Here is a 21,640-nt window from a genome sequence, read left to right as displayed (position 1 = left end):
CGGCTGTTCCGCCGTTATTTTGGCAGGAACAGCCTCTTTGTTTTGCATATAGGAGGATGAAGAAAATGGACGGCGGCAGCAAGCGCCAAAAAGGGTTGGCTTGTTTCGGCTAAGAAAACTTGTTACACTTGTGGTAAACACATATAGGAGCGGGCGAAGATGGCCGGGAAAAAAGGAAAAATCATCATGTTTCCGCAAACGAAAGAACGGCTGATGGAAGAGGCGTTTGCTGCGCTCGAGGCGAAGCGGTATAAAGAAGCGCTCCGCTTTTTGCGCGCCGCCGAACAGCTTGGCGACCACAGCTTTCCGGTTCGGCTTGGGCTGGCTGTCTGTTGCTATGAGCTTGGGGAATATGATGAGGCGGAGCGGCGTCTTGCCGGTTTGCTTGACGAGCAACCGGGCAACGGTGAACTGTTGCAAATGTATATTGCCATATTGTTGCAAACGAATCGATACAGCAAGGCCGAAACCGTGATCCGCCACGCCTTGCGTCGTCCGTCGTTATCCGTTTCGCTGCGCGAACAGCTTCACCAGCTGCTCCGGTTTAGTGAAAAAATGAATGCCCGCACGCTTCCGCCCGCGGAGTGGAAGCGGGTGAGACGGCTGCTTGAGTCCGGGGACATTGCTGAGCAGCTGCAACTGATTAAACAACTGGAAAAAGAAGACATCGAGCCGGTGCTGCCGTTGCTCAAGCAATATTTACGCGCACCGGAAAAAAGCCCGATGGCGAAAACGATGCTCCTTCGCCTGTTGACAGGGAAGCGAGTCAACGAAACGGTGACGGTTGAGAAATTTGGCCGTTGCATGGAGGTCGTCCCGTCAGCGTTGGACGAACAGACGGAAACGGAATTTGCTTCATCGTTGCTGGGTCGGCTTGAACAGCAGCTCGCGGCGGAAAGCCCGAGTTTGTATGAAACGGCGGCGGACATTTGGCTTCGCTATGCATATGTGTTGTACCCGTTTCCGCCAGAGCCGGCGGATGCAGCGGCCTGGCTTGCTGCTCTCCATTGGATGGCGAGCCGGTTTTTAGGCTTGGATGCTGACGCGACCGCCTTGGCCGACCGCTACGGTGTGGAGGCGGCGGAGATGGCAACGCTTTGCCAAAAGCTATACGAAATAGAGGAACTTTCCTCCCTCTAATGGCTCGTTCTCTGTTGAAACATGGCTGTTGTATGTTATAATATAATGGCTGTGCTATGTATCTGTTTTCGCATACTTGTCTACATAATTGGGCATCATAAAAAGATCTGGACAAGCGGAGTGCGCTATGGTCCGAGCAATGATTTCAGGTGGAGGGAACAAGGATGTCAGTCAAATGGGAAAAGCTTGAAGGGAACGAAGGCGTATTGACCGTTGAGGTCGACGCCGAGAAAGTGAACAAAGGCTTGGACGCCGCGTTTAAAAAAGTGGTGAAAAACATCACGCTTCCGGGCTTCCGCAAGGGGAAAGTGCCGCGCGTTCTGTTTGAAAAACGCTTCGGCGTCGAAGCGCTCTATCAAGATGCGCTCGACATTTTGCTGCCAGAGGCGTATGCCAAAGCCGTCGAAGAGGCAGGCATCGAACCGGTGTCAATGCCGGAGATTGACATTGAGCAAATGGAAAAAGGCAAAAGCTTAATTTTCAAAGCGAAAGTGACCGTAAAGCCGGAAGTGAAGCTCGGTCAATACAAAGGGCTTGAAGTGGAAAAAATGGATACAACCGTGACGGACGAAGATGTCGAAAACGAATTGAAACGTTTGCAAGAAAATTACGCCGAACTTGTCGTGAAAGAAGACGGGACGGTGGAAAACGGCGATACGGTCGTCATCGATTTCGAAGGGTTTGTCGACGGCGAGCCGTTTGAAGGCGGCAAGGCGGAGAACTATTCGCTTGAAATCGGCTCTGGAACGTTCATTCCGGGGTTTGAAGAACAGCTTGTCGGCATGAAAGCCGGCGAGGAAAAAGAAATCCAAGTCACATTCCCGGATGAATACCACGCGAAGCAATTGGCCGGCAAACCGGCGACGTTTAAAGTGCAAGTGCATGAAGTGAAAGCGAAACAGCTGCCGGCGCTTGACGATGAGTTTGCCAAAGACGTCGATGAAGAAGTCGAAACGCTTGACGAACTGAAGGCGAAAATTCGCGCCCGTTTGGAAGAGGCGAAAAAGAACGAGGCGGAGACTGCCTTGCGCAATGCGATTGTCGAAAAAGCGGCAGCCAACGCCGAAATGGATATTCCGGAGGTCATGATCAAAAACGAAACCGACCGGATGCTTCGCGAATTTGACCAACGCCTGCAAATGCAAGGTCTGAACTTGCAGTTGTATTACCAATTCTCCGGCCAAGATGAAGCGTCGTTGCGCGAGCAAATGAAAGAAGATGCCGAAAAACGGGTGCGCGCGGCGTTGACGCTTGAAGCGATCGCGAAGGCCGAAAACATTGAAGTAACCGACGAGGAAGTAAACAAAGAGCTCGAAAAAATGGCGGAAGCCTACAAGCTGAGCGTGGACAAGCTGAAAGAGCTGCTCGGCAGCTTAGATGGCGTCAAAGAAGATTTGAAATGGCGGAAAACAGTCGATTTTCTTGTAGAGCACAGCAAGGTTGCGGCATAATATATCTTAAGGAAAGAACAAGGCGCGAGACGTTCGTGCCTTGTTCTTTATCCACAACAATGGCGCCTGAGCGGCAATTTTCAAACTTTTCTAAACAGATAACGGTTTTTTCATTCGCTTTTTCAGGAACATTTATGGTAAAATAGCGAATACATACGTTTTTACGACATAAGAGATGGCGGAAATGGATACATAAGCAGGCGCGATTTCGTTGGCAAGGGGTGAATGATATGTTTAAATTCAATGATGAAAAAGGGCAGTTGAAATGCTCGTTCTGCGGCAAAACACAGGATCAAGTGCGAAAGCTCGTTGCCGGTCCGGGGGTTTACATTTGCGACGAGTGCATTGAGCTATGCACGGAAATTGTTGAAGAGGAGCTCGGCAATGAAGAGGAATTTGAATTTAAAGACGTGCCGAAACCGTTGGAAATTCGGGAAATTCTAGATGAGTACGTCATCGGTCAAGATGAGGCGAAAAAATCGCTCGCCGTTGCTGTTTACAATCATTATAAACGGATCAATTCCGGCAGCAAAATCGATGATGTCGAGCTGTCGAAAAGCAACATTTTAATGATCGGGCCGACCGGGAGCGGGAAAACGCTGCTGGCGCAAACATTGGCGCGCATTTTGAACGTGCCGTTTGCCATCGCCGATGCCACCTCGCTTACAGAGGCCGGCTATGTTGGCGAAGACGTCGAAAACATTTTGTTAAAGCTCATCCAAGCGGCGGATTATGACGTCGAACGGGCGGAAAAAGGCATTATTTACATCGATGAAATTGACAAAATCGCCCGCAAATCGGAAAACCCTTCCATCACTCGCGACGTATCCGGCGAAGGGGTGCAACAGGCGCTGTTGAAAATTTTAGAAGGCACCATTGCCAGCGTTCCGCCGCAGGGCGGCCGCAAACATCCGCATCAAGAATTCATCCAAATCGATACGACGAACATTTTGTTCATTTGCGGCGGGGCGTTTGACGGCATTGAGCCGATCATCAAGCGCCGCCTTGGCAAAAAAGTGATCGGGTTTGGCGCGGAAATGAACCAGACGGATGTCGACGAGAAAAACTTGTTGTCGAAAGTGCTGCCGGAAGACTTGCTCAAATTCGGACTGATTCCGGAGTTCATCGGCCGTCTGCCGGTCATTACGACGCTCGAGCCGCTCGACGAACAGGCGTTGATCGACATTTTGACGAAACCGAAAAATGCCATTGTCAAGCAATACCAAAAAATGCTTGAGCTTGACGGCGTTGAGCTCGAGTTTGAAGAAGCGGCGCTCCGTGAAATCGCGAAAAAAGCGATTGAGCGGAAAACGGGCGCGCGCGGCCTTCGCTCGATCATCGAAGGCATTATGCTCGATGTGATGTTTGAGCTGCCGTCGCGCGAAGATGTGCAAAAGTGCATCATCACGCTCGACACGGTGCGCGGCACAAAGCCGCCGACGCTGATCCGTCATGACGGCACCGTCATCGAGCTGGAACGGAAAACATCTGCCTGATGGGAAAACCGCCTTTTTTCGGCGGTTTCTTTTTTTGCCGCCCATGCCCTGGGCGCCGGTCGGCGCTTTTTTTGTTTATTCCCGCCAGTTCGCGGAGATACTATCATACTACATACCATCTAAAGGCAGGAGGATATCGGGGCATGGATTGGACGAACATCGTACTGGTCATCCAGCTGTTTTTCGGGGTCATCATCGGCCTTTATTTTTGGAATTTGCTAAGAGGGCAGCGTGTGCAAAAAGTTTCGATTGATAAAGAGTCGCGCAAAGAGATGGAACAGCTCCGCAAGCTGCGTTCGATTTCGCTCACCGAGCCGCTGGCGGAAAAAGTGCGGCCGAAAAGTTTTGACGACATCGTCGGTCAGGAAGACGGCATCAAGGCGTTAAAAGCCGCTTTATGCGGCCCCAACCCGCAGCATGTCATCATTTACGGGCCGCCCGGCGTCGGCAAGACGGCAGCTGCTCGGCTCGTGCTTGAGGAAGCGAAAAAAAATCCGCTCTCCCCGTTTAAGAAAAATGCGGTGTTCGTGGAGCTTGACGCGACGACGGCGCGCTTTGACGAGCGCGGCATCGCCGACCCCCTCATCGGCTCGGTGCACGACCCGATTTACCAGGGGGCCGGGGCGATGGGGCAAGCCGGCATTCCCCAGCCGAAGCAAGGGGCGGTGACGAACGCCCACGGCGGCGTTTTATTCATCGACGAAATCGGCGAGCTTCATCCGATCCAAATGAACAAGTTGTTGAAAGTGCTTGAGGACCGGAAAGTATTTTTTGAAAGCGCCTATTACAGCAAAGAAAATCCGCAAATCCCAAGCCATATTCACGATATTTTCCAAAATGGACTGCCGGCTGATTTCCGTCTTGTCGGGGCGACGACGCGCACGCCGAACGAAATTCCTCCGGCCATTCGCTCTCGCTGCCTGGAAGTATTTTTCCGTGAGTTGGACCAAGATGAAATCGCCCTCATCGCGAAAAAGGCGGCGGAAAAAATCCGCTTAAACGTGTCAGAAAGCGGCATTCGCCTCCTTGCCGCCTATGCGCGCAACGGGCGGGAGGCGGTCAACATGATGCAAATTGCCGCTGGCCTGGCCATCACGGAAAACCGAGAAAACATTTTGGACAAAGATATTGAATGGGTCATTCAATCGAGCCAAATGACTCCGCGCTATGAGAAGAAAATCGCTTCCGCTCCGGCGGTCGGCGTCGTCAACGGTCTGGCTGTGTATGGACCAAACACCGGTGCGTTGCTCGAAATTGAGGTGACCGCTTTGCCGGCGAAAGGAAAAGGATTGATCAATGTCACCGGCATTGTCGAGGAGGAAAGCATCGGCAGTGCAGAAAAATCGGTGCGGCGCAAAAGCATGGCGCGCGGCTCGTCGGAAAACGTCATTACGGTGTTGCGGGCGATGGGCGTGCCAGCGGACCGCTACGACATTCATGTCAACTTTCCGGGCGGGGTGCCGGTTGACGGCCCTTCAGCCGGGGTGGCGATTGCAGTCGGCATTTATTCCGCCATTTACCAGCTGCCAGTCGATCATACGGTCGCGATGACCGGAGAAATCAGCATCCGTGGCTGCGTGAAACCGGTCGGCGGCGTGTTCGCCAAAATCAAAGCGGCCAAACAAGCCGGGGCGAAAAAAGTCATCATCCCGATTGAGAATATGCAATCGTTGCTAGGCGAAGTCAGCGGCATTCAAATCATCGCCGTCCGCCGCCTCGAGGAAGTGCTCGTCCATGTGTTCGGCGAAGAGGCGCTCCGCCGCGGCCCCGCGCTGCTGCCAGCGGCTATGGACCGCTCGGAGAAAAAGCTCGTCTAGCCCAAGGAAACGGCGGCAAGGCGAACGATTGGCAACGAAAGCGGGCGATCCGCTCGCAACCGAGTCGGGCGGTTCGCCCGGCCTCTCTTTTATGTACGGCTTCGGCGCAAGCGGATCGTCGCTGAAGTCGGTTTTTCTTTGCCTGCAGACGGAGCGCCGCGCGCTTTTTCGTTCGTCAAATTTTACAAACCCGGCTACCGTACTATACAATAAACGAATAGAAGCGAGAGATGGAGGTGTTCGGCGTGAACGGAAAGAAAAAGGAGACGGTCGTTCCGCTTTTGCCGCTGCGTGGGCTGCTCGTGTTTCCGACGATGGTGCTCCATTTGGATGTCGGGCGCGAGAAATCGGTCAAAGCGCTCGAACAAGCCATGGTTGAGGATCATATGATTTTGCTGACGTCGCAAAAAGACGTTGCCATCGACGAACCGGACATGGATGACTTATATAAAATGGGAACGATCGCGCGCGTCAAGCAACTTCTAAAACTCCCGAACGGCACGTTCCGCGTGCTTGTCGAAGGCGTCGCTCGGGCGCTCATTACGGAAGTGATCAGCGAGGAGCCGTACTTTCTCGTCAAAGTCGAAAAGTTTGCTGATCGGGCGGCGAAAGATTTAGAAGATGAGGCGCTCAAGCGGACGATGCTTGAATATTTCGAGCAGTACATAAACTTGTCCAAGCGGCTGTCGGTCGACATTTACGCCTCGATCGTCGACATCGATGAGCCGGGGCGAATGGCGGACATCATCGCCTCGCACTTGCCGCTTAAGCTTGAGGAAAAACAGCGCATTTTAGAAACGATCGACGTGAAAGAGCGCCTCAATAAAATCATCCAAATTTTGCACAACGAAAAAGAAGTGCTCCAGCTTGAGAAAAAGATCAGCGCCCGCGTCAAGCAGTCGATGGAGCGGACGCAAAAAGAGTATTATTTGCGCGAGCAAATGAAGGCGATTCAAAAAGAGCTTGGCGAAAAAGAAGGAAAAACGGGCGAAGTCGAGGAGCTGAAAGAAAAAATCGAGGCGGCCGGCATGCCGGAGCATGTGAAACAAACGGCATTGAAGGAGCTTGACCGCTATGAAAAAATTCCGGCGACCTCAGCGGAAAGCGCAGTCATTCGCAACTACCTCGATTGGCTCATCGCCTTGCCGTGGTCGAAAGAAACAGAAGACATCCACGACATTAAGCGGGCGGAAGCGATTTTAAACGAGGAGCATTACGGGCTCGATAAAGTGAAAGAACGGGTGCTTGAATTTTTATCTGTCAAGCAGCTGACGAAATCGTTAAAAGGTCCGATTCTTTGCCTCGCCGGACCGCCGGGGGTCGGCAAAACGTCGCTCGCCCGCTCGATCGCCAAAGCGCTCGGCCGCCGCTTCGTCCGCGTTTCGCTCGGCGGCGTCCGCGACGAATCGGAAATTCGCGGCCATCGCCGCACGTATGTCGGCGCCATGCCGGGACGCATTATCCAGGGGATGAAAAAAGCAGGCACGATCAACCCCGTCTTCTTGCTTGATGAAATCGACAAAATGTCGAGCGATTTCCGTGGCGATCCATCGGCGGCCATGCTGGAGGTGCTTGACCCGGAGCAAAATCATACGTTCAGCGACCATTACATTGAAGAGCCGTACGATCTATCGAAAGTCATGTTTATCGCCACGGCCAACCATTTGGCGGCGATTCCGCAGCCGCTCTTGGACCGGATGGAAGTGATCCACATACCAGGCTACACAGAAGTGGAGAAGCTGCATATCGCCAAGCGGCATTTGCTGCCGAAACAAATCACCGAGCACGGGCTGAAAAAGGCGGCGTTGCAAATTCGCGATGACGCGATGCTCGATATCATCCGCCATTATACGCGCGAAGCCGGGGTGCGGGAGCTTGAGCGGCAGCTCGCCGCTATCTGCCGAAAAGCGGCCCGCCTCATCGTTTCCGGCGAGAAAAAGCGGGTTGTGATCACAGAAAACAATCTTGAGGAATTTTTAGGGAAGCGAAAATACCGCTACGGCCGAGCGGAGGCGGAAGACCAAGTCGGCGTGGCGACCGGGCTGGCGTATACGGCGTTTGGCGGCGATACGCTCGCCATCGAAGTGTCGCTCGCGCCAGGCAATGGGAAACTCGTGCTGACCGGCAAGCTCGGCGATGTCATGAAAGAATCAGCGCAAGCGGCGTTCAGCTACGTGCGGTCGCGCGCCGAGGAGCTCGGCATCGACCCGAAATTTCACGAAACGTACGACATCCATATTCACGTTCCGGAAGGAGCGGTGCCGAAAGACGGGCCATCGGCCGGCATTACGATTGCGACCGCACTCATTTCCGCTTTGACGGGCAAGCCGGTGAGCCGCTTTGTCGGCATGACCGGGGAAATTACGCTGCGCGGCCGCGTTCTTGCGATCGGCGGCTTAAAAGAGAAAACGTTAAGCGCCCATCGTGCCGGATTGAAAACCGTCATTTTGCCGAAAGACAATGAAAAAGATTTGGCTGACATTCCGGAAACGGTGAAGCGCGACTTGCGCTTTGTGCTCGTCTCCCATCTCGATGAGGTGCTGCCGCACGCGCTGGTGGGGTGGAAGCGATGAATGTGAAGAAAGCAGAGCTTGTGACCAGTGCCGTCAAGCCGGAACAATATCCGGACGGCGGACGGCCAGAGGTGGCGCTCGCCGGCCGTTCGAACGTCGGCAAATCATCATTCATCAACAAAATGATCAACCGGAAAAACTTGGCGCGCACCTCCTCAAAGCCAGGTAAAACGCAAACGTTGAATTTTTATTTGATTAACGACTCGTTTTACTTTGTGGACGTGCCAGGTTATGGTTTCGCCCGCGTGTCGAAGCAGGAGCGGCAAAAATGGGGGAACATGATGGAGACGTACTTTACGACGCGCGAGGTGCTTAAGGCGACGGTCCTGCTCGTTGATTTGCGCCATCCGCCGACGAAAGACGATGTGATGATGTACGAGTTTTTGAAACATTACGAGATCCCGGTGATCGTCATCGCGACGAAAGCGGATAAAGTGCCGCGCGGCAAGCATCAAAAACACGCGAAAATCGCGCGCGAGACGCTGCGGATGGCTGACGGCGACCCGCTCATTTTGTTTTCCGCCGAGACCGGACAAGGGAAAGACGAAGCATGGGCGGCGCTTTTGCCGTTTGTGGCCTCATGACGAAAACACCAGCGATTCCGCTGGTGTTTTCACTTCCAAGGCTATTTTCGCCTAGTCCATAATATATAGACGCCGATGGCGATGAGTCCGAGCGGCCAAAACTTCCAGACAGAGGAAAGTCCGGCTTGGACGAGGTGAAAGAACGGCTGGCCGCGCCCGGAAAACGTCAGCACGACAGCGAGAAGCAAGAAAAGCACGCCAAAGCCAGCCCCGCCTTTTTGTTTGCGGCTGCTGGCGAAAAAAGCGAGCGCGATGAGGAAAAAAAACATGTTCACGCCGCGGGGCCAGGCCGAAAATGCACTCGCAAGGAGCAACTCAACGCCAAATCCGAGTAAAAGAAAGCCGGGGAAAAGGTAAGCATATTCACGCGCTGAATGCGCCTGGCCAAGCAAAGCCGCGCCGCAAATGGCAAGCAAGGCCGGCCACCCTTGGAAGAAATGGAAAAGGGGGGATTCCAACTGTCCGGCGAGAAAATACAGCCCGAGGCCGATGAACAAGATGCCGGCGAATACCGTTCGGGTTTTCATGATCGTCGCGTCCTCCGTTTCCCTTTTGGACATGTTTATGATAGAATGATCACTGTCTACAGTTTAGCATAGCTTTGGAGGCATGTTCACAATTTTTTCAAACCGGAACGATGGACGGTTGTGATATAATGATGGAAGGGATTCGGTCAATAAGGGGGATGGCATCGTGCAAATCGTAGTCGTTGGCGTCGACTATAAAACCGCCCCTGTAGAAATCCGCGAAAAGCTCGCGTTTGCAGAAGCGGAACTCGGTGCGGCGATGAAACAGCTCGCCAAGCAAAAAAGCGTGCTCGAAAATGTGATCGTTTCGACGTGCAACCGGACGGAAGTTTATGCAGTGGTTGATCAACTGCATACCGGCCGTTACTATATGAAAGCATTTTTAGCCGAATGGTTTGGCGTCAAAGTGGAAGCGATTGCTCCGTATTTGCGTGTGCTTGAAGGAGAAGCGGCCATAAAGCATTTGTTCCGCGTGGCGGCCGGCCTTGATTCGATGGTGCTTGGGGAAACGCAAATTTTAGGGCAAGTGAAAGACAGCTATTTGCTCGCTCAAGAGGTCGGGACGAGCGGCACGATTTTCAATCATCTGTTCAAGCAGGCGGTGACCTTTGCGAAGCGCGCCCACTCGGAAACGGGCATCGGCGCGCACGCTGTATCGGTCAGCTATGCGGCGGTTGAGCTGGCGAAGAAAATTTTCGGCCGCCTTGCCGGCAAGCACGTCTTGATTATCGGGGCCGGCAAAATGGGGACGCTGGCGGCGCAAAACTTGTACGGCAGCGGCGTCGGGAAGGTGACGGTTGTCAATCGGACGCTTGAAAAAGCGAAACAGCTTGCTAAGCAGTTTGCCGGCGAAGCGAAGCCGCTCGGCGAATTGTCATGCGCTTTGCTGGAAGCGGATATCGTCATCAGCTCGACGGGAGCCAAAGGCTATATTTTGACGAAGGAAATGGTGGCGCCGCTTGAGAAAATGCGCAAAGGCCGCCCGCTCTTTATGGTTGACATCGCGGTGCCGCGCGATTTGGATCCGGCGTTGGCTGATTTGGAAACGGTGTTTTTGTACGACATTGACGATTTGCAAGATGTGGTGGCGGCCAACTTGGCGGAACGGCAAAAGGCAGCGGCTCGCATTGAAACGATGATCGAAGCGGAACTTATGGCGTTCAGCCAATGGCTGCAGACGCTCGGCGTCGTGCCAGTCATTGCCGCATTGCGCGAAAAGGCGCTGGCCATTCAAGCAGAAACGATGAAAAGTTTGGAGCGGAAACTGCCGCATTTGTCGGAGCGCGACTGGAAAGTGTTGAATAAGCATACGAAAAGCATTATTAACCAGCTGCTCCGCGATCCGATTTTGCAGGCGAAGGAACTCGCCGCCGGCCCGAATGCCGAGGAGGCGCTTTTGCTGTTTATGAAAATTTTCAATATCGAAGATGCGGTGAAAGCCGAGCGGCATATAGAGCAGGCGAAATCCGTGCAATGCGATGAACAAGACGCGGAAGCGGTCCGTGCCGCCCGCCCATCATGGCAGCTGTAAGGTGGGATGGATGGTGGCGCTGTTGTATGAGTTGTCCATTTTGCTTTACATCGCTTCGATCCTATTCTATTTCATCGATTTTTTGCAACAAAACCGGAAGGCGAACGACATCGCCTTCTGGTTGCTTTCTATTGTGTGGCTTTTGCAGACAGTGACGTTTGTTTCTCGCATCATGGAGACGAAGCGCTTTCCGATTTTAACGATGTCGGAAGGGCTTTATTTTTACGCTTGGCTGCTCATTACGCTGTCGCTCGTCATCAATCGGCTGCTGCGCGTCGATTTCATCGTCTTTTTTACGAACGTGCTTGCTTTTTTTATTTTGGCCATTCATACGTTTGCACCGTCTTCGCAGTCGCCGGCTGTTGCGGAGCGGCTCGTCTCGGAGCTGCTGATCATCCACATCACCCTTTCGCTCGGAGCGTATGCGGCGTTTACGCTGTCGTTTCTGTTTTCGGTGCTTTACATGTTGCAGTACAGTTTGCTGAAAAAGAAAAAGTGGGGGGCGCGCCTTTGGCGCATGGCGGATTTGTCGCGGCTTGATTTTTTGTCGTATGTTTTAAATGCGCTCGGCTTGCCTATGTTGTTATTAGGGCTCATTCTTGGCGTGATTTGGGCGTACATTCAAATCGACCATTTCCATTGGTATGATGCGAAAGTGCTCGGGTCGTTTGTCGTTCTTCTCGTCTATGGCGTCTATTTTTACAAGCGAGCCGTCCGGCAGATGCAAGGGAAGGCGATCGCGCTATGGAATATCGGTTCGTTTTTATTTTTGCTTGTCAACTTTTTCTTGTTTGGCAGTTTGTCAAAATTTCATTTTTGGTATTCGTAATCGAGGTGGAACGAGATGCGGAACATTGTCGTTGGCTCGCGGCGCAGCAAGCTTGCCTTGACCCAGACGAAGTGGGTGATCAACGAATTGAAACAGCTTGGGGCGCCGTTTACGTTTGAAGTGAAAGAAATCGTCACGAAAGGAGATCGGGTGCTTGATGTTACGCTCTCGAAAGTCGGGGGCAAAGGGTTGTTTGTGAAAGAGATTGAGCATGAATTGCTCGCCGGCGGCATCGATATGGCGGTCCATAGCATGAAAGATATGCCGGCTGTGCTGCCCGAAGGTTTAGTGATCGGTGCGGTTCCGCGCCGCGAAGATGCACGCGATGTGCTTGTCAGCAAAGGAAACCGGATGCTCTCCGACTTGCCGCCTGGGTCGGTCATTGGCACGAGCAGCTTGCGCCGTTCGGCGCAGCTGCTTGCCTATCGCCCGGATTTGACGATCAAATGGATTCGCGGCAATATTGACACAAGGTTGGCGAAGCTCGAAAGCGAAGAGTACGATGCGATCGTGCTGGCGGCGGCGGGTCTTGCGCGCATGGGTTGGGGCGATGACGTCATCAGCGACTATCTTCCTTTTGATGTCTGTGTTCCGGCGGTCGGCCAAGGGGCGCTGGCGGTCGAATGCCGGGAGGATGATGACGAATTGCGCCAATGGCTCAGCCGGTTAAACGACGAGCAAACCGAGCGGGCTGTTCGGGCGGAGCGCGCCTTTTTGCAGCAAATGGAAGGAGGCTGTCAAGTGCCGATTGCCGGCTACGCGGAAGTGAAGGAGGGGACGGTGCGTCTTACCGCGCTTGTCGCCTCCCCGGATGGCAAAGAAATGTATAAAGAAATCGTCACTGGCGCCGATCCGGAAGCGGTCGGCCGACAGGCGGCTGCCATCTTGAGCGAACAAGGGGCAAAAGCGCTGATCGAGCGGGTGAAAAAGGAGCTGGGCGACTGATGGCCAATCGCGCCCTAGCCGGCAAGACGGTACTTGTCACTCGTGACAAAAGGCAGGCGGCATCGTTTTCCGCCAAGCTGCGCGCCGTTGGCGCCGTGCCGATCGAAATCCCGCTCATAGCCATCCGCCCGGCGGCTGCGCCGGAAGCCATCGCCGCGCTCGCCGGACGGCTCGGGGAATACCGCTGGCTCGTGTTGACGAGCGTGAACGCGGTCCGCTTCTTTTTTCCGCACGTTTCGTTGCCGCGGCCGCTGCCGAATGTCGCCGTCGTCGGGCGGAAGACGGCGGCCGCGCTCGTTGAGTACGGTGTTTCACCGGCGCTCGTACCGGATGATTTCACCGCTGAACGGCTTGCCGCCATGCTTGCACCGCGCGTAAAACAAGGCGAGCGGGTGCTGTTTGTCAAAGGTGATTTGGCAAGCCCGACGCTGCCTGAGGCGTTAAGGAAGGCAGGCGCAGCGGTCGATGAGTTTACGGTTTATCAAACGGTGCCAGACCTAAGCGGTCGAGAACCATTGTTGGCGTTGCTGCGCGAACGGAAACTAGATGCGATTACGTTGATGAGCCCATCGGCGGTTCATAGCCTTGCCCGCCTTCTTGGCGAGGAAGCGTCCGCGCTTCTCTCCGGCGTCGCTGTCGCCTGCATCGGGCCGGTGACAAAAAAGGCGGCGGAGCGGGAAGGAATCACCGTACATATTTGCCCAGCTGATTACACCACGGATGGTATAATCAAAGCGATGGAACAATATTTTTCCATGGAGGGACGATGAATGGCACTGTCATTTGACCGCCATCGCCGTTTGCGGCAAACGGCTGCGATTCGGGCGATGGTGCGTGAGACGCATCTTCGCGTCGAGGATCTCATTTATCCGCTGTTTGTGGTCGAGGGAAGCGGCATTAAGCGGGAAGTGCCGTCGATGCCAGGGGTTTACCATTTATCGCTTGACCGTTTATCCGAGGAAGTGGACGACATCGCCAAGCTTGGCATTCCCGCCGTCATGGTGTTTGGCGTGCCAAATGAAAAAGATGAAGTCGGTTCGCAGGCGTATTGCGAAACAGGGATTGTGCAGCGGGCGATCCGCCAAATCAAAGCTGAACACAAAGATCTAGTCGTCATTGCGGATACGTGTTTATGTGAATATACGAGCCACGGCCATTGCGGCGTCGTCGAAAACGAGCGCGTGCTGAACGACCCGTCGCTCGAGCTCCTCACCAAAACGGCGGTGAGCCAAGCGCAAGCCGGCGCCGACATCATCGCGCCGTCGAACATGATGGACGGCTTTGTCGCCGCCATTCGCCGTGGGCTTGATGAAGCAGGGTTTGAGTATGTGCCGATCATGTCGTATGCAATCAAATACGCTTCGGCATTTTACGGCCCGTTCCGTGATGCCGCCGACAGCGCGCCGCAGTTTGGCGACCGGAAGACATACCAAATGGATCCGGCCAACCGCCTTGAGGCGTTTCGCGAGGCGGAGTCGGATGTCAAAGAAGGCGCTGATTTCTTGATGGTGAAGCCAGCGCTTGCCTACATGGATATTATCCGCGACGTCAAAAACCGTTTTCCGCTTCCGCTTGTCGCCTATAACGTGAGCGGCGAGTATGCGATGGTCAAAGCGGCGGCGCAAAACGGCTGGATCGATGAGAAGCCGGTCGTCATGGAAATGTTGACAGGGATGAAACGGGCGGGCGCGGATTTGATCATTACGTATTTTGCCAAAGATGTCGCCCGCTGGCTGGCTGAATAGAGAGGAGGGCGGAAGCATGCGAAGCTACGAACGGTCAAAAACCGCTTACGAAGAAGCGGTGAAATTGATGCCGGGCGGGGTGAACAGCCCGGTGCGCGCCTTCAAGTCGGTCGGGATGACGCCGATTTTCATGGCGCGCGGCCAAGGAGCGAAAATTTACGATATTGACGGCAATGAGTACATTGATTACGTACTGTCATGGGGTCCGCTCATTTTAGGGCATGCCAACCCGCAGGTCGTGGAAGCGTTGAAGCGCGTGGCGGAACAAGGCACAAGCTTTGGCGCTCCGACATTGCTTGAAAATGAGCTCGCCAAGCTCGTGATTGAGCGGGTGCCGTCGGTGGAAATCGTGCGGATGGTCAATTCCGGTACGGAGGCGACGATGAGCGCCCTCCGCTTAGCGCGCGGCTACACGAAGCGCAACAAAATCATGAAATTCGAAGGCAGCTACCACGGCCACGGCGATTCGCTGCTCATTAAAGCCGGCTCCGGCGTGGCGACGCTCGGCCTGCCGGACAGCCCGGGCGTGCCGGAATCGGTCGCCCAGCATACCATCACGGTGCCGTACAACGATTTGGACAGCGTCCGCTATGCGTTTGAGCGGTTTGGCGAAGACATCGCCGCGGTGATCGTCGAACCGGTCGCCGGCAATATGGGCGTCGTTCCACCAGTGCCTGGCTTTTTGGAAGGGCTGCGCGAGGTGACGAAACAATACGGAGCCTTATTGATTTTCGACGAGGTCATGACCGGGTTCCGCGTCGATTACCACTGCGCCCAAGGGTATTATGGCATTGAGCCGGATTTGACGTGCCTTGGCAAAGTGATCGGCGGCGGCTTGCCGGTCGGGGCGTACGGGGGCAAAGCCGAGATCATGGAGCTTGTCGCGCCGAGCGGGCCGGTGTACCAAGCCGGCACGCTCTCCGGCAATCCGCTCGCCATGACGGCCGGGTACGAGACGCTCCGCCAGCTGACGCCGGAAACGTACGAAGAGCTTGGCCGCAAAGCGGCGCGCCTTGCGGATGGGCTTCATCAGGCAGCAGAGAAATACGACATCCCGCATACGATCAACCGCGCTGGGTCGATGATCGGCTTTTTCTTCACGAACGAGCCGGTGGTCAACTACGAGACAGCGAAAACGTCCGACTTGGAGCTGTTTGCCGCCTATTATCGGGAAATGGCGAATGAAGGCATTTTCCTGCCGCCGTCGCAATTTGAAGGGCTGTTTTTGTCGACGGCGCACAGTGATGATGATATTGAATATACGATTGCCGCTGCTGAGCGGGTGTTTGCCCGTCTGCGCGGATAAGGAAAGGGGCTGCCGACCGTCGGCAGCCCAATTTTTTATCATACCGCCTCGTTTCCGTTCATACAATGGATAATGTCATAGAAACCATTTGCCGAAGGGACGGAAGGAGGAGGCCCGGTTGGAGCAATCGTATTTGCGTTTTTCATTGGAAGAATCGGTCTGGTTTAAAAGAGGACAGGGAGTCGCCGAGTTTTTATCCATTTCTCTTGATCCGGTCATTTCCGTCGATGAGTACGACCAATATATTACGATCCGCGGCGCGCTTGAGTTGAGCGGCGAATTCCGCCAAGCGGGCGAAGGGCAGGCTGAAGCGGATGACGACGTGTTTGAGCTGGCTGGTTATCGGTTCATTCAGCACATTTCGGTGCGCGAAGACGGGATCAGCGAACTGTCGCACCGCTTTCCAATCGATATTACGATTCCAAAAAACCGCATTCGTTCCCTTGAGGATGTGTACGTGACGGTTGAATCGTTTGATTATGATTTGGATGAAAACGGAAGATTGCTGATCACTGCCGACATTTCGATCAGCGGCATCAGTGAAGCGCCGCTTGACGATGATTTGCCGGACGATGAGGAGGACGATGAGCCGCTGTTTGCCCCGTTTGAATCAATCGCCCGCAAGGAAGCGGCCGGTGAGGAAGCGTTTGCTTCCGTGGATGATCTCACCGATGAGGCGGATGAACAGCCGGCTTTTGCCGCCGACGAAACGACGGTTTCCGTCATGGAGCCGGCCGCCATGCGTCATGAAGAAACGGAGGCTGAGGAAGAAGAGGAGGCCAAAGAGCCGTTTTTGCCGCTTGAGACGGAAACGAAGGCGGTCAGCGCACAGACGGAGGAAGACATCGCTTCGCTGCTGCCGCCAACTGAGGCGAAGGTATCGATCGGGGCGGCGAAAAAGGCGGTTGAGGAAGAAGAAGAAGAAACGAAAACAAAAAGCGAAAATGCGCTTTACTTGACGAAACTGTTTGCGAAAAGCGAGGAGAAAGAGTTTACGAAACTGAAAATTTGCATCGTCCAGCAAGGAGATTCATTGGACAAGATTGCCGAACGGTATGATGTGACCGTCTCACAGCTTTTGCGCGCCAATGATTTGGAAAGCCCAGATGACGTGCACGAGGGGCAGCTGCTGTATATTCCGGCCATGGGGGGAAGCCGTCCTTTCTCATGAAAGGGACGCTTTCCGTTTCTTTTGCCGATAAGGGGGCGTAACAAATGGCCGCACAGGCTGACCGATATGAGGCTGTGCTCGCCCAGTACGGTCTTCGTCCAGAGCGCATGGAGCAGCGAGGCAAAGCCGTCAAAGTATACACGAACCGCGGTGTTTTCGCCTTAAAGCCGCTTGAAAGCGAGCAAGAAGCCGCCGCCGTTTGGCAGTCTCTTCAGCATGGCGGCCCCCGTTGTCTCCCGCTTTACCTGACGCGGCGGCGGTCGCTGTTTGCCACAGAAGGCGGCCGTCTTTATTATTTGCAAGCATGGCATGACGGCGAATCAAAGGTGGAGAAGGATGCGGTGGACGCCTTTTTTCGCGAGCTCGCCCGCCTCCATCGCGCCACCGTCCGTACGATCGAGGTGAGTGAGGAAGAGGCGGCGGCGTACCGAAAGCAAAAAAAGGACGAATGGCAACGGGCGCGGATGGTTTGGGAAGAACGGATTGAGCGGTACGAAGCGGCGTGGTACATGTCTCCGTTTCAGCTCCAATGCTGCACCTATTTTCATGAGGTGATGCGCGCGTACTCGTTCGCTGAAGAACGGCTCGATGTGTGGGAAGAGACGCTCAAAGAGACGAAGCAATGGCGCATCGCCTGGGTGCACGGCAAAGCGCGCCTCTCCCACTATATCCCGCCGTATTGGATCAGTTGGGAGCGGGCGCATTGGAATTCGCCGCTCTTTGATGTGATCGCCGCGCTCCGTTTTCACGTACAGACAATGCCGCCGCTTGGGCGCGAGTGGCTTGAAGGGATGGGGGAGTACGAGAAGGAGCTGCCGCTGTCCGACGGGGAGCGGGCGTTTTTATACAGCCATTTGGCGGAGCCGCGTGGGTTTGTCCGCTGTTTGGAGCGGTATGAGGCCGCTTCGCGGAACGAGCGGAACGAACGGGAATATGTGGCCGCGTTGCAGCGTCGTTATTTGGCGTTCAAAAATATGGAGGCGCTCGTTATGCACCTTGTCCAACGCGACGCCGCGCGGCAGCAGGAAGAAGCGGTGGACAACGAACCGCCGGCGGATGAAAGCAGCAATGGTTAAATCGATTTTGAATCCAGCCCAAACAAAATGGCGTCCCACTAAATCCATTCCAGATGGAGCGCCACGGCAATGAAAACGAAGATGGCCAATAAAATGACATCAAACGTCGTTGGCAGAAAAATAGTGCGGATCGCTTGAAAAATGGTGAGCGGGATGATCACTTGGGCGCAGACGGCGCGCACTTGCCGAAGCCACGGCGGCCACGAATACGGGTTGAATCGCCGCATCGACATTCCCTCCTTCTCCGGTTTACTATACAATATGAAACGTGCGGTGGTTTGTCACCAAATGCACACGGATGGAATAAATAAATAAAAACTTGGCAAAGATGATGGACAATGGTAGTATAATAATCGAACAATGATGACAAAAGCGAAGACGGGGAAGAGTACAGCGGTCCGCGCCTGCAGAGAGGGAAATCAGAAGCTGCGAGATTTCCTAGGATGACGGCTGCTGGAAGGTCGCCCTTGAGCTGCTTCTTTGAAAGGCGCTGCTGCCGAGTAGAGGAAGCCGGCATCATGCCGTTATGCCAATGAAGCGCTTAAGCCTTTGGGCTTAAGAAAAAAGGTGGTACCGCGAAAGCAGCTCCTTTCGTCCTTTTGGGATGAAAGGGGCTTTTTTGCTTGCCGGCTGCGCGGCATTGCTCAGTGGGAAGCCGCCGTCGGCCGCATTGTCCATCATGTTGAAGGAGGGAAATGAAACATGGCACAGCACGAAGTGTCGATGCCGCCCAAATACGACCACCGCGCGGTCGAAGCGGGGCGCTACGAATGGTGGCTGAAAGGAAAATTTTTTGAAGCGACCGGTGATCCGAACAAACGACCGTTTACGATCGTCATTCCACCGCCCAACGTCACCGGCAAACTGCATCTGGGGCACGCGTGGGATACGACGCTGCAAGACATCATTACGCGCATGAAACGGATGCAAGGGTATGACGTTTTGTGGCTTCCGGGAATGGATCACGCCGGCATCGCCACCCAGGCGAAAGTGGAAGAGAAGCTGCGCCAGCAAGGGCTGTCGCGCTACGATTTAGGACGGGAAAAGTTTTTAGAAGAAACATGGAAGTGGAAGGAAGAATACGCCGGCCATATTCGCAGCCAATGGGCGAAGTTAGGGCTTGGCCTCGATTACACGCGCGAGCGGTTCACGCTCGATGAAGGGCTCTCAAAAGCGGTGCGCGAAGTGTTCGTGTCGCTTTACCGAAAAGGGCTCATTTACCGCGGGGAGTACATCATCAACTGGGATCCGGTGACCAAAACCGCTTTGTCGGACATTGAGGTCGTTTATAAAGAAGTGAAAGGCGCACTTTACCATTTGCGCTATCCGCTCGCCGACGGCTCCGGCTATATTGAAGTGGCGACGACCCGTCCGGAAACGATGCTCGGCGATACGGCCGTTGCCGTGCACCCGGATGACGAGCGGTATAAGCATTTGATCGGCAAAATGGTGAAGCTGCCGATCGTCGGCCGCGAAATTCCGATCATCGCCGACGAGTATGTCGATATGGAGTTCGGCTCCGGGGCGGTGAAAATTACGCCGGCGCACGACCCGAACGACTTTGAAATCGGCAACCGCCATAACTTGCCGCGCATTCTTGTCATGAACGAAGACGGCACGATGAACGAAAACGCCTTGCATTATCAAGGGCTTGACCGGTTTGAATGCCGGAAGCAAATCGTCCGCGATTTGCAAGAACAAGGAGTCCTCTTTAAAATCGAGGAGCACGTCCACTCGGTCGGCCATAGCGAACGGAGCGGCGCGGTCGTTGAACCGTATTTGTCGACGCAATGGTTTGTGAAAATGAAGCCGCTCGCCGAAGCGGCGATCAAGCTGCAGCAAACCGACGGGAAAGTGCAGTTTGTGCCGGAGCGGTTTGAAAAAACGTATTTGCATTGGCTTGAAAACATCCGCGACTGGTGCATTTCGCGCCAGCTTTGGTGGGGACATCGCATCCCGGCGTGGTATCATAAAGAAACGGGCGAAGTGTACGTCGACCATGAGCCGCCCAAAGACATCGAAAACTGGGAGCAAGACCCCGACGTGCTTGATACGTGGTTCAGCTCGGCGCTCTGGCCGTTCTCGACAATGGGATGGCCGGATACGAACTCGCCGGATTACAAGCGCTACTACCCGACCGATGTGCTTGTCACCGGCTATGACATCATTTTCTTCTGGGTGTCGCGCATGATTTTCCAAGGGCTCGAATTCACCGGGAAGCGCCCGTTCAAAGACGTGCTCATCCACGGTCTTGTTCGCGACGCCCAAGGGCGGAAAATGAGCAAATCGCTCGGCAACGGCGTCGATCCGATGGATGTGATCGATCAGTACGGCGCCGATGCGCTCCGTTACTTCTTGGCGACCGGCAGCTCGCCGGGGCAAGACTTGCGCTTCAGCACCGAAAAAGTCGAAGCGACGTGGAATTTCGCCAACAAAATTTGGAACGCCTCGCGCTTTGCCTTGATGAACATGGGCGGCATGACGTATGAGGAGCTTGATTTGAGCGGCGAAAAAACGGTCGCCGACCATTGGATTTTAACGCGTCTCAACGAAACGATCGATACGGTGACGAAGCTTGCCGAGAAATATGAATTCGGCGAAGCGGGGCGCACGCTGTACAACTTTATTTGGGACGATTTGTGCGACTGGTACATTGAAATGGCGAAACTGCCGCTGTATGGTGATGATGAAGCGGCGAAAAAGACGACGCGCTCCGTATTGGCGTATGTGCTCGACAACACGATGCGCCTGCTTCACCCGTTCATGCCGTTCATTACCGAGGAAATTTGGCAAAACTTGCCGCATGAAGGCGAATCGATCACTGTTGCTCCGTGGCCGCAAGTGCGCCCTGAGCTGTCGAACGAAGAAGCGGCGGAAGAAATGCGGATGCTCGTCGACATCATCCGCACCGTCCGCAACGTCCGCGCCGAAGTGAACACGCCGCCGAGCAAGCCGATTGCGCTCTATATTAAGGTGAAAGATGAACAAGTGCGGGCGGCGCTCATGAAAAACCGCGCCTATCTTGAGCGGTTCTGCAACCCGAGCGAGCTCTTGATCGATACAAACGTTCCCGCGCCGGACAAAGCGATGACGGCGGTCGTCACCGGCGCCGAGCTCATCATGCCGCTTGAAGGGTTGATCAATATCGAAGAAGAAATCAAGCGGCTCGAAAAAGAGCTCGACAAATGGAACAAAGAAGTCGAACGCGTCGAAAAGAAATTGGCGAACGAAGGCTTTTTGGCGAAAGCGCCGGCCCATGTCGTCGAAGAAGAGCGGCGCAAGCGGCAAGACTATATCGAAAAGCGCGAAGCCGTCAAGGCGCGCCTCGCCGAGCTGAAACGGTAGACAAACGATCTCGCCGTTGATTATGATGAAGACGAATCCGCATGGGCTGGATTCGTCTTTTTCTTATGAAACAAGGCGGAGTAGTCGGACGAACCGCCGGGTTT

Annotated in this window: 17 protein-coding genes and 1 other annotated feature; of the genes, 15 read left to right on the top strand and 2 right to left on the bottom strand. The window is 54.4% G+C overall.

The window, feature by feature from the left end; all coding sequences use genetic code 11:
- The first annotated feature begins 159 nt into the window (after positions 1-159).
- The 6 genes from ABS784_RS02985 to yihA all read left to right on the top strand — a co-directional run bounded on the left by ABS784_RS02985 (position 160) and on the right by yihA (position 9,061).
- A complete protein-coding gene (locus ABS784_RS02985) occupies positions 160-1,140 on the top strand; it encodes a tetratricopeptide repeat protein (RefSeq protein WP_014196456.1) in 981 nt (326 codons plus the stop codon).
- 164 nt (positions 1,141-1,304) lie between these two features.
- The gene (gene tig / locus ABS784_RS02980) at positions 1,305-2,591 is read left to right on the top strand and encodes a trigger factor (protein WP_352511412.1); all 1,287 of its coding nucleotides are present in this window, start codon (positions 1,305-1,307) and stop codon (positions 2,589-2,591) included.
- Between the two features lie 230 nt (positions 2,592-2,821).
- A complete protein-coding gene (gene clpX, locus ABS784_RS02975) occupies positions 2,822-4,087 on the top strand; it encodes an ATP-dependent protease ATP-binding subunit ClpX (protein WP_011232128.1) in 1,266 nt (421 codons plus the stop codon).
- A gap of 143 nt (positions 4,088-4,230) precedes the next feature.
- Positions 4,231-5,904, top strand: coding sequence for an ATP-dependent protease LonB (gene lonB / locus ABS784_RS02970; protein ID WP_352511410.1), 1,674 nt, complete (start codon positions 4,231-4,233; stop codon positions 5,902-5,904).
- Between the two features lie 230 nt (positions 5,905-6,134).
- Positions 6,135-8,477 (top strand): endopeptidase La, encoded by a 2,343-nt coding sequence (lon, locus tag ABS784_RS02965; protein WP_014196453.1) that lies wholly within the window; start codon positions 6,135-6,137, stop codon positions 8,475-8,477.
- The gene (gene yihA, locus ABS784_RS02960) at positions 8,474-9,061 is read left to right on the top strand and encodes a ribosome biogenesis GTP-binding protein YihA/YsxC (protein ID WP_023633494.1); all 588 of its coding nucleotides are present in this window, start codon (positions 8,474-8,476) and stop codon (positions 9,059-9,061) included. The genes lon and yihA overlap by 4 nt, the downstream gene beginning before the upstream one ends.
- 41 nt (positions 9,062-9,102) lie before the next feature.
- Here the strand turns inward: yihA and ABS784_RS02955 are convergent, their stop codons facing one another.
- Complete coding sequence (locus ABS784_RS02955) at positions 9,103-9,588, bottom strand: LiaI-LiaF-like domain-containing protein (protein WP_011232124.1); 486 nt, start codon at positions 9,586-9,588, stop codon at positions 9,103-9,105.
- 166 nt (positions 9,589-9,754) lie between these two features.
- Between ABS784_RS02955 and hemA the strand changes: the two genes are divergently transcribed.
- The 8 genes from hemA to ysxE all read left to right on the top strand — a co-directional run bounded on the left by hemA (position 9,755) and on the right by ysxE (position 18,191).
- The gene (gene hemA / locus ABS784_RS02950) at positions 9,755-11,119 is read left to right on the top strand and encodes a glutamyl-tRNA reductase (protein WP_011232123.1); all 1,365 of its coding nucleotides are present in this window, start codon (positions 9,755-9,757) and stop codon (positions 11,117-11,119) included.
- Between the two features lie 10 nt (positions 11,120-11,129).
- The gene (ccsA, locus tag ABS784_RS02945; RefSeq protein ID WP_013144585.1) at positions 11,130-11,948 is read left to right on the top strand and encodes a cytochrome c biogenesis protein; all 819 of its coding nucleotides are present in this window, start codon (positions 11,130-11,132) and stop codon (positions 11,946-11,948) included.
- A gap of 15 nt (positions 11,949-11,963) precedes the next feature.
- On the top strand, positions 11,964-12,893 hold the full coding sequence (gene hemC / locus ABS784_RS02940) for a hydroxymethylbilane synthase (RefSeq protein WP_014196450.1): 930 nt from the start codon (positions 11,964-11,966) through the stop codon (positions 12,891-12,893).
- Positions 12,893-13,663: a uroporphyrinogen-III synthase gene (locus tag ABS784_RS02935; RefSeq protein WP_352511407.1), complete on the top strand. Its 771-nt coding sequence runs from the start codon at positions 12,893-12,895 to the stop codon at positions 13,661-13,663. Before hemC ends, ABS784_RS02935 begins: the two co-directional genes overlap by 1 nt.
- Entirely contained in the window at positions 13,664-14,638 is a 975-nt protein-coding gene (hemB, locus tag ABS784_RS02930) for a porphobilinogen synthase (RefSeq protein WP_013144588.1), read from the top strand. It begins immediately after the preceding gene.
- Positions 14,639-14,654: 16 nt separating this feature from the next.
- Positions 14,655-15,944, top strand: coding sequence for a glutamate-1-semialdehyde 2,1-aminomutase (hemL, locus tag ABS784_RS02925; RefSeq protein WP_011232118.1), 1,290 nt, complete (start codon positions 14,655-14,657; stop codon positions 15,942-15,944).
- A 118-nt stretch (positions 15,945-16,062) separates the two neighbouring features.
- Complete coding sequence (gene spoVID / locus ABS784_RS02920; protein ID WP_352511406.1) at positions 16,063-17,115, top strand: stage VI sporulation protein D; 1,053 nt, start codon at positions 16,063-16,065, stop codon at positions 17,113-17,115.
- Between the two features lie 44 nt (positions 17,116-17,159).
- Positions 17,160-18,191 (top strand): spore coat protein YsxE, encoded by a 1,032-nt coding sequence (gene ysxE, locus ABS784_RS02915; RefSeq protein ID WP_023633496.1) that lies wholly within the window; start codon positions 17,160-17,162, stop codon positions 18,189-18,191.
- A gap of 38 nt (positions 18,192-18,229) precedes the next feature.
- Here the strand turns inward: ysxE and ABS784_RS02910 are convergent, their stop codons facing one another.
- Positions 18,230-18,418 carry a hypothetical protein gene (locus tag ABS784_RS02910; protein ID WP_011232115.1) on the bottom strand — a complete coding sequence of 63 codons (189 nt, stop codon included), beginning with the start codon at positions 18,416-18,418 and terminating at the stop codon, positions 18,230-18,232.
- Between the two features lie 139 nt (positions 18,419-18,557).
- Positions 18,558-18,793: a binding site (T-box leader), on the top strand.
- A 100-nt stretch (positions 18,794-18,893) separates the two neighbouring features.
- Between ABS784_RS02910 and ABS784_RS02905 the strand changes: the two genes are divergently transcribed.
- Positions 18,894-21,536 (top strand): valine--tRNA ligase, encoded by a 2,643-nt coding sequence (locus tag ABS784_RS02905; protein ID WP_352511403.1) that lies wholly within the window; start codon positions 18,894-18,896, stop codon positions 21,534-21,536.
- The last annotated feature ends 104 nt before the right edge of the window (positions 21,537-21,640 follow it).

Source organism: Geobacillus sp. G4 (assembly GCF_040327975.1).
Lineage (GTDB): Bacteria > Bacillota > Bacilli > Bacillales > Anoxybacillaceae > Geobacillus > Geobacillus thermoleovorans.
The sequence above is the reverse complement of the archived record's forward strand: the minus strand, read 5'-3'. Positions and strand labels throughout refer to the sequence as shown.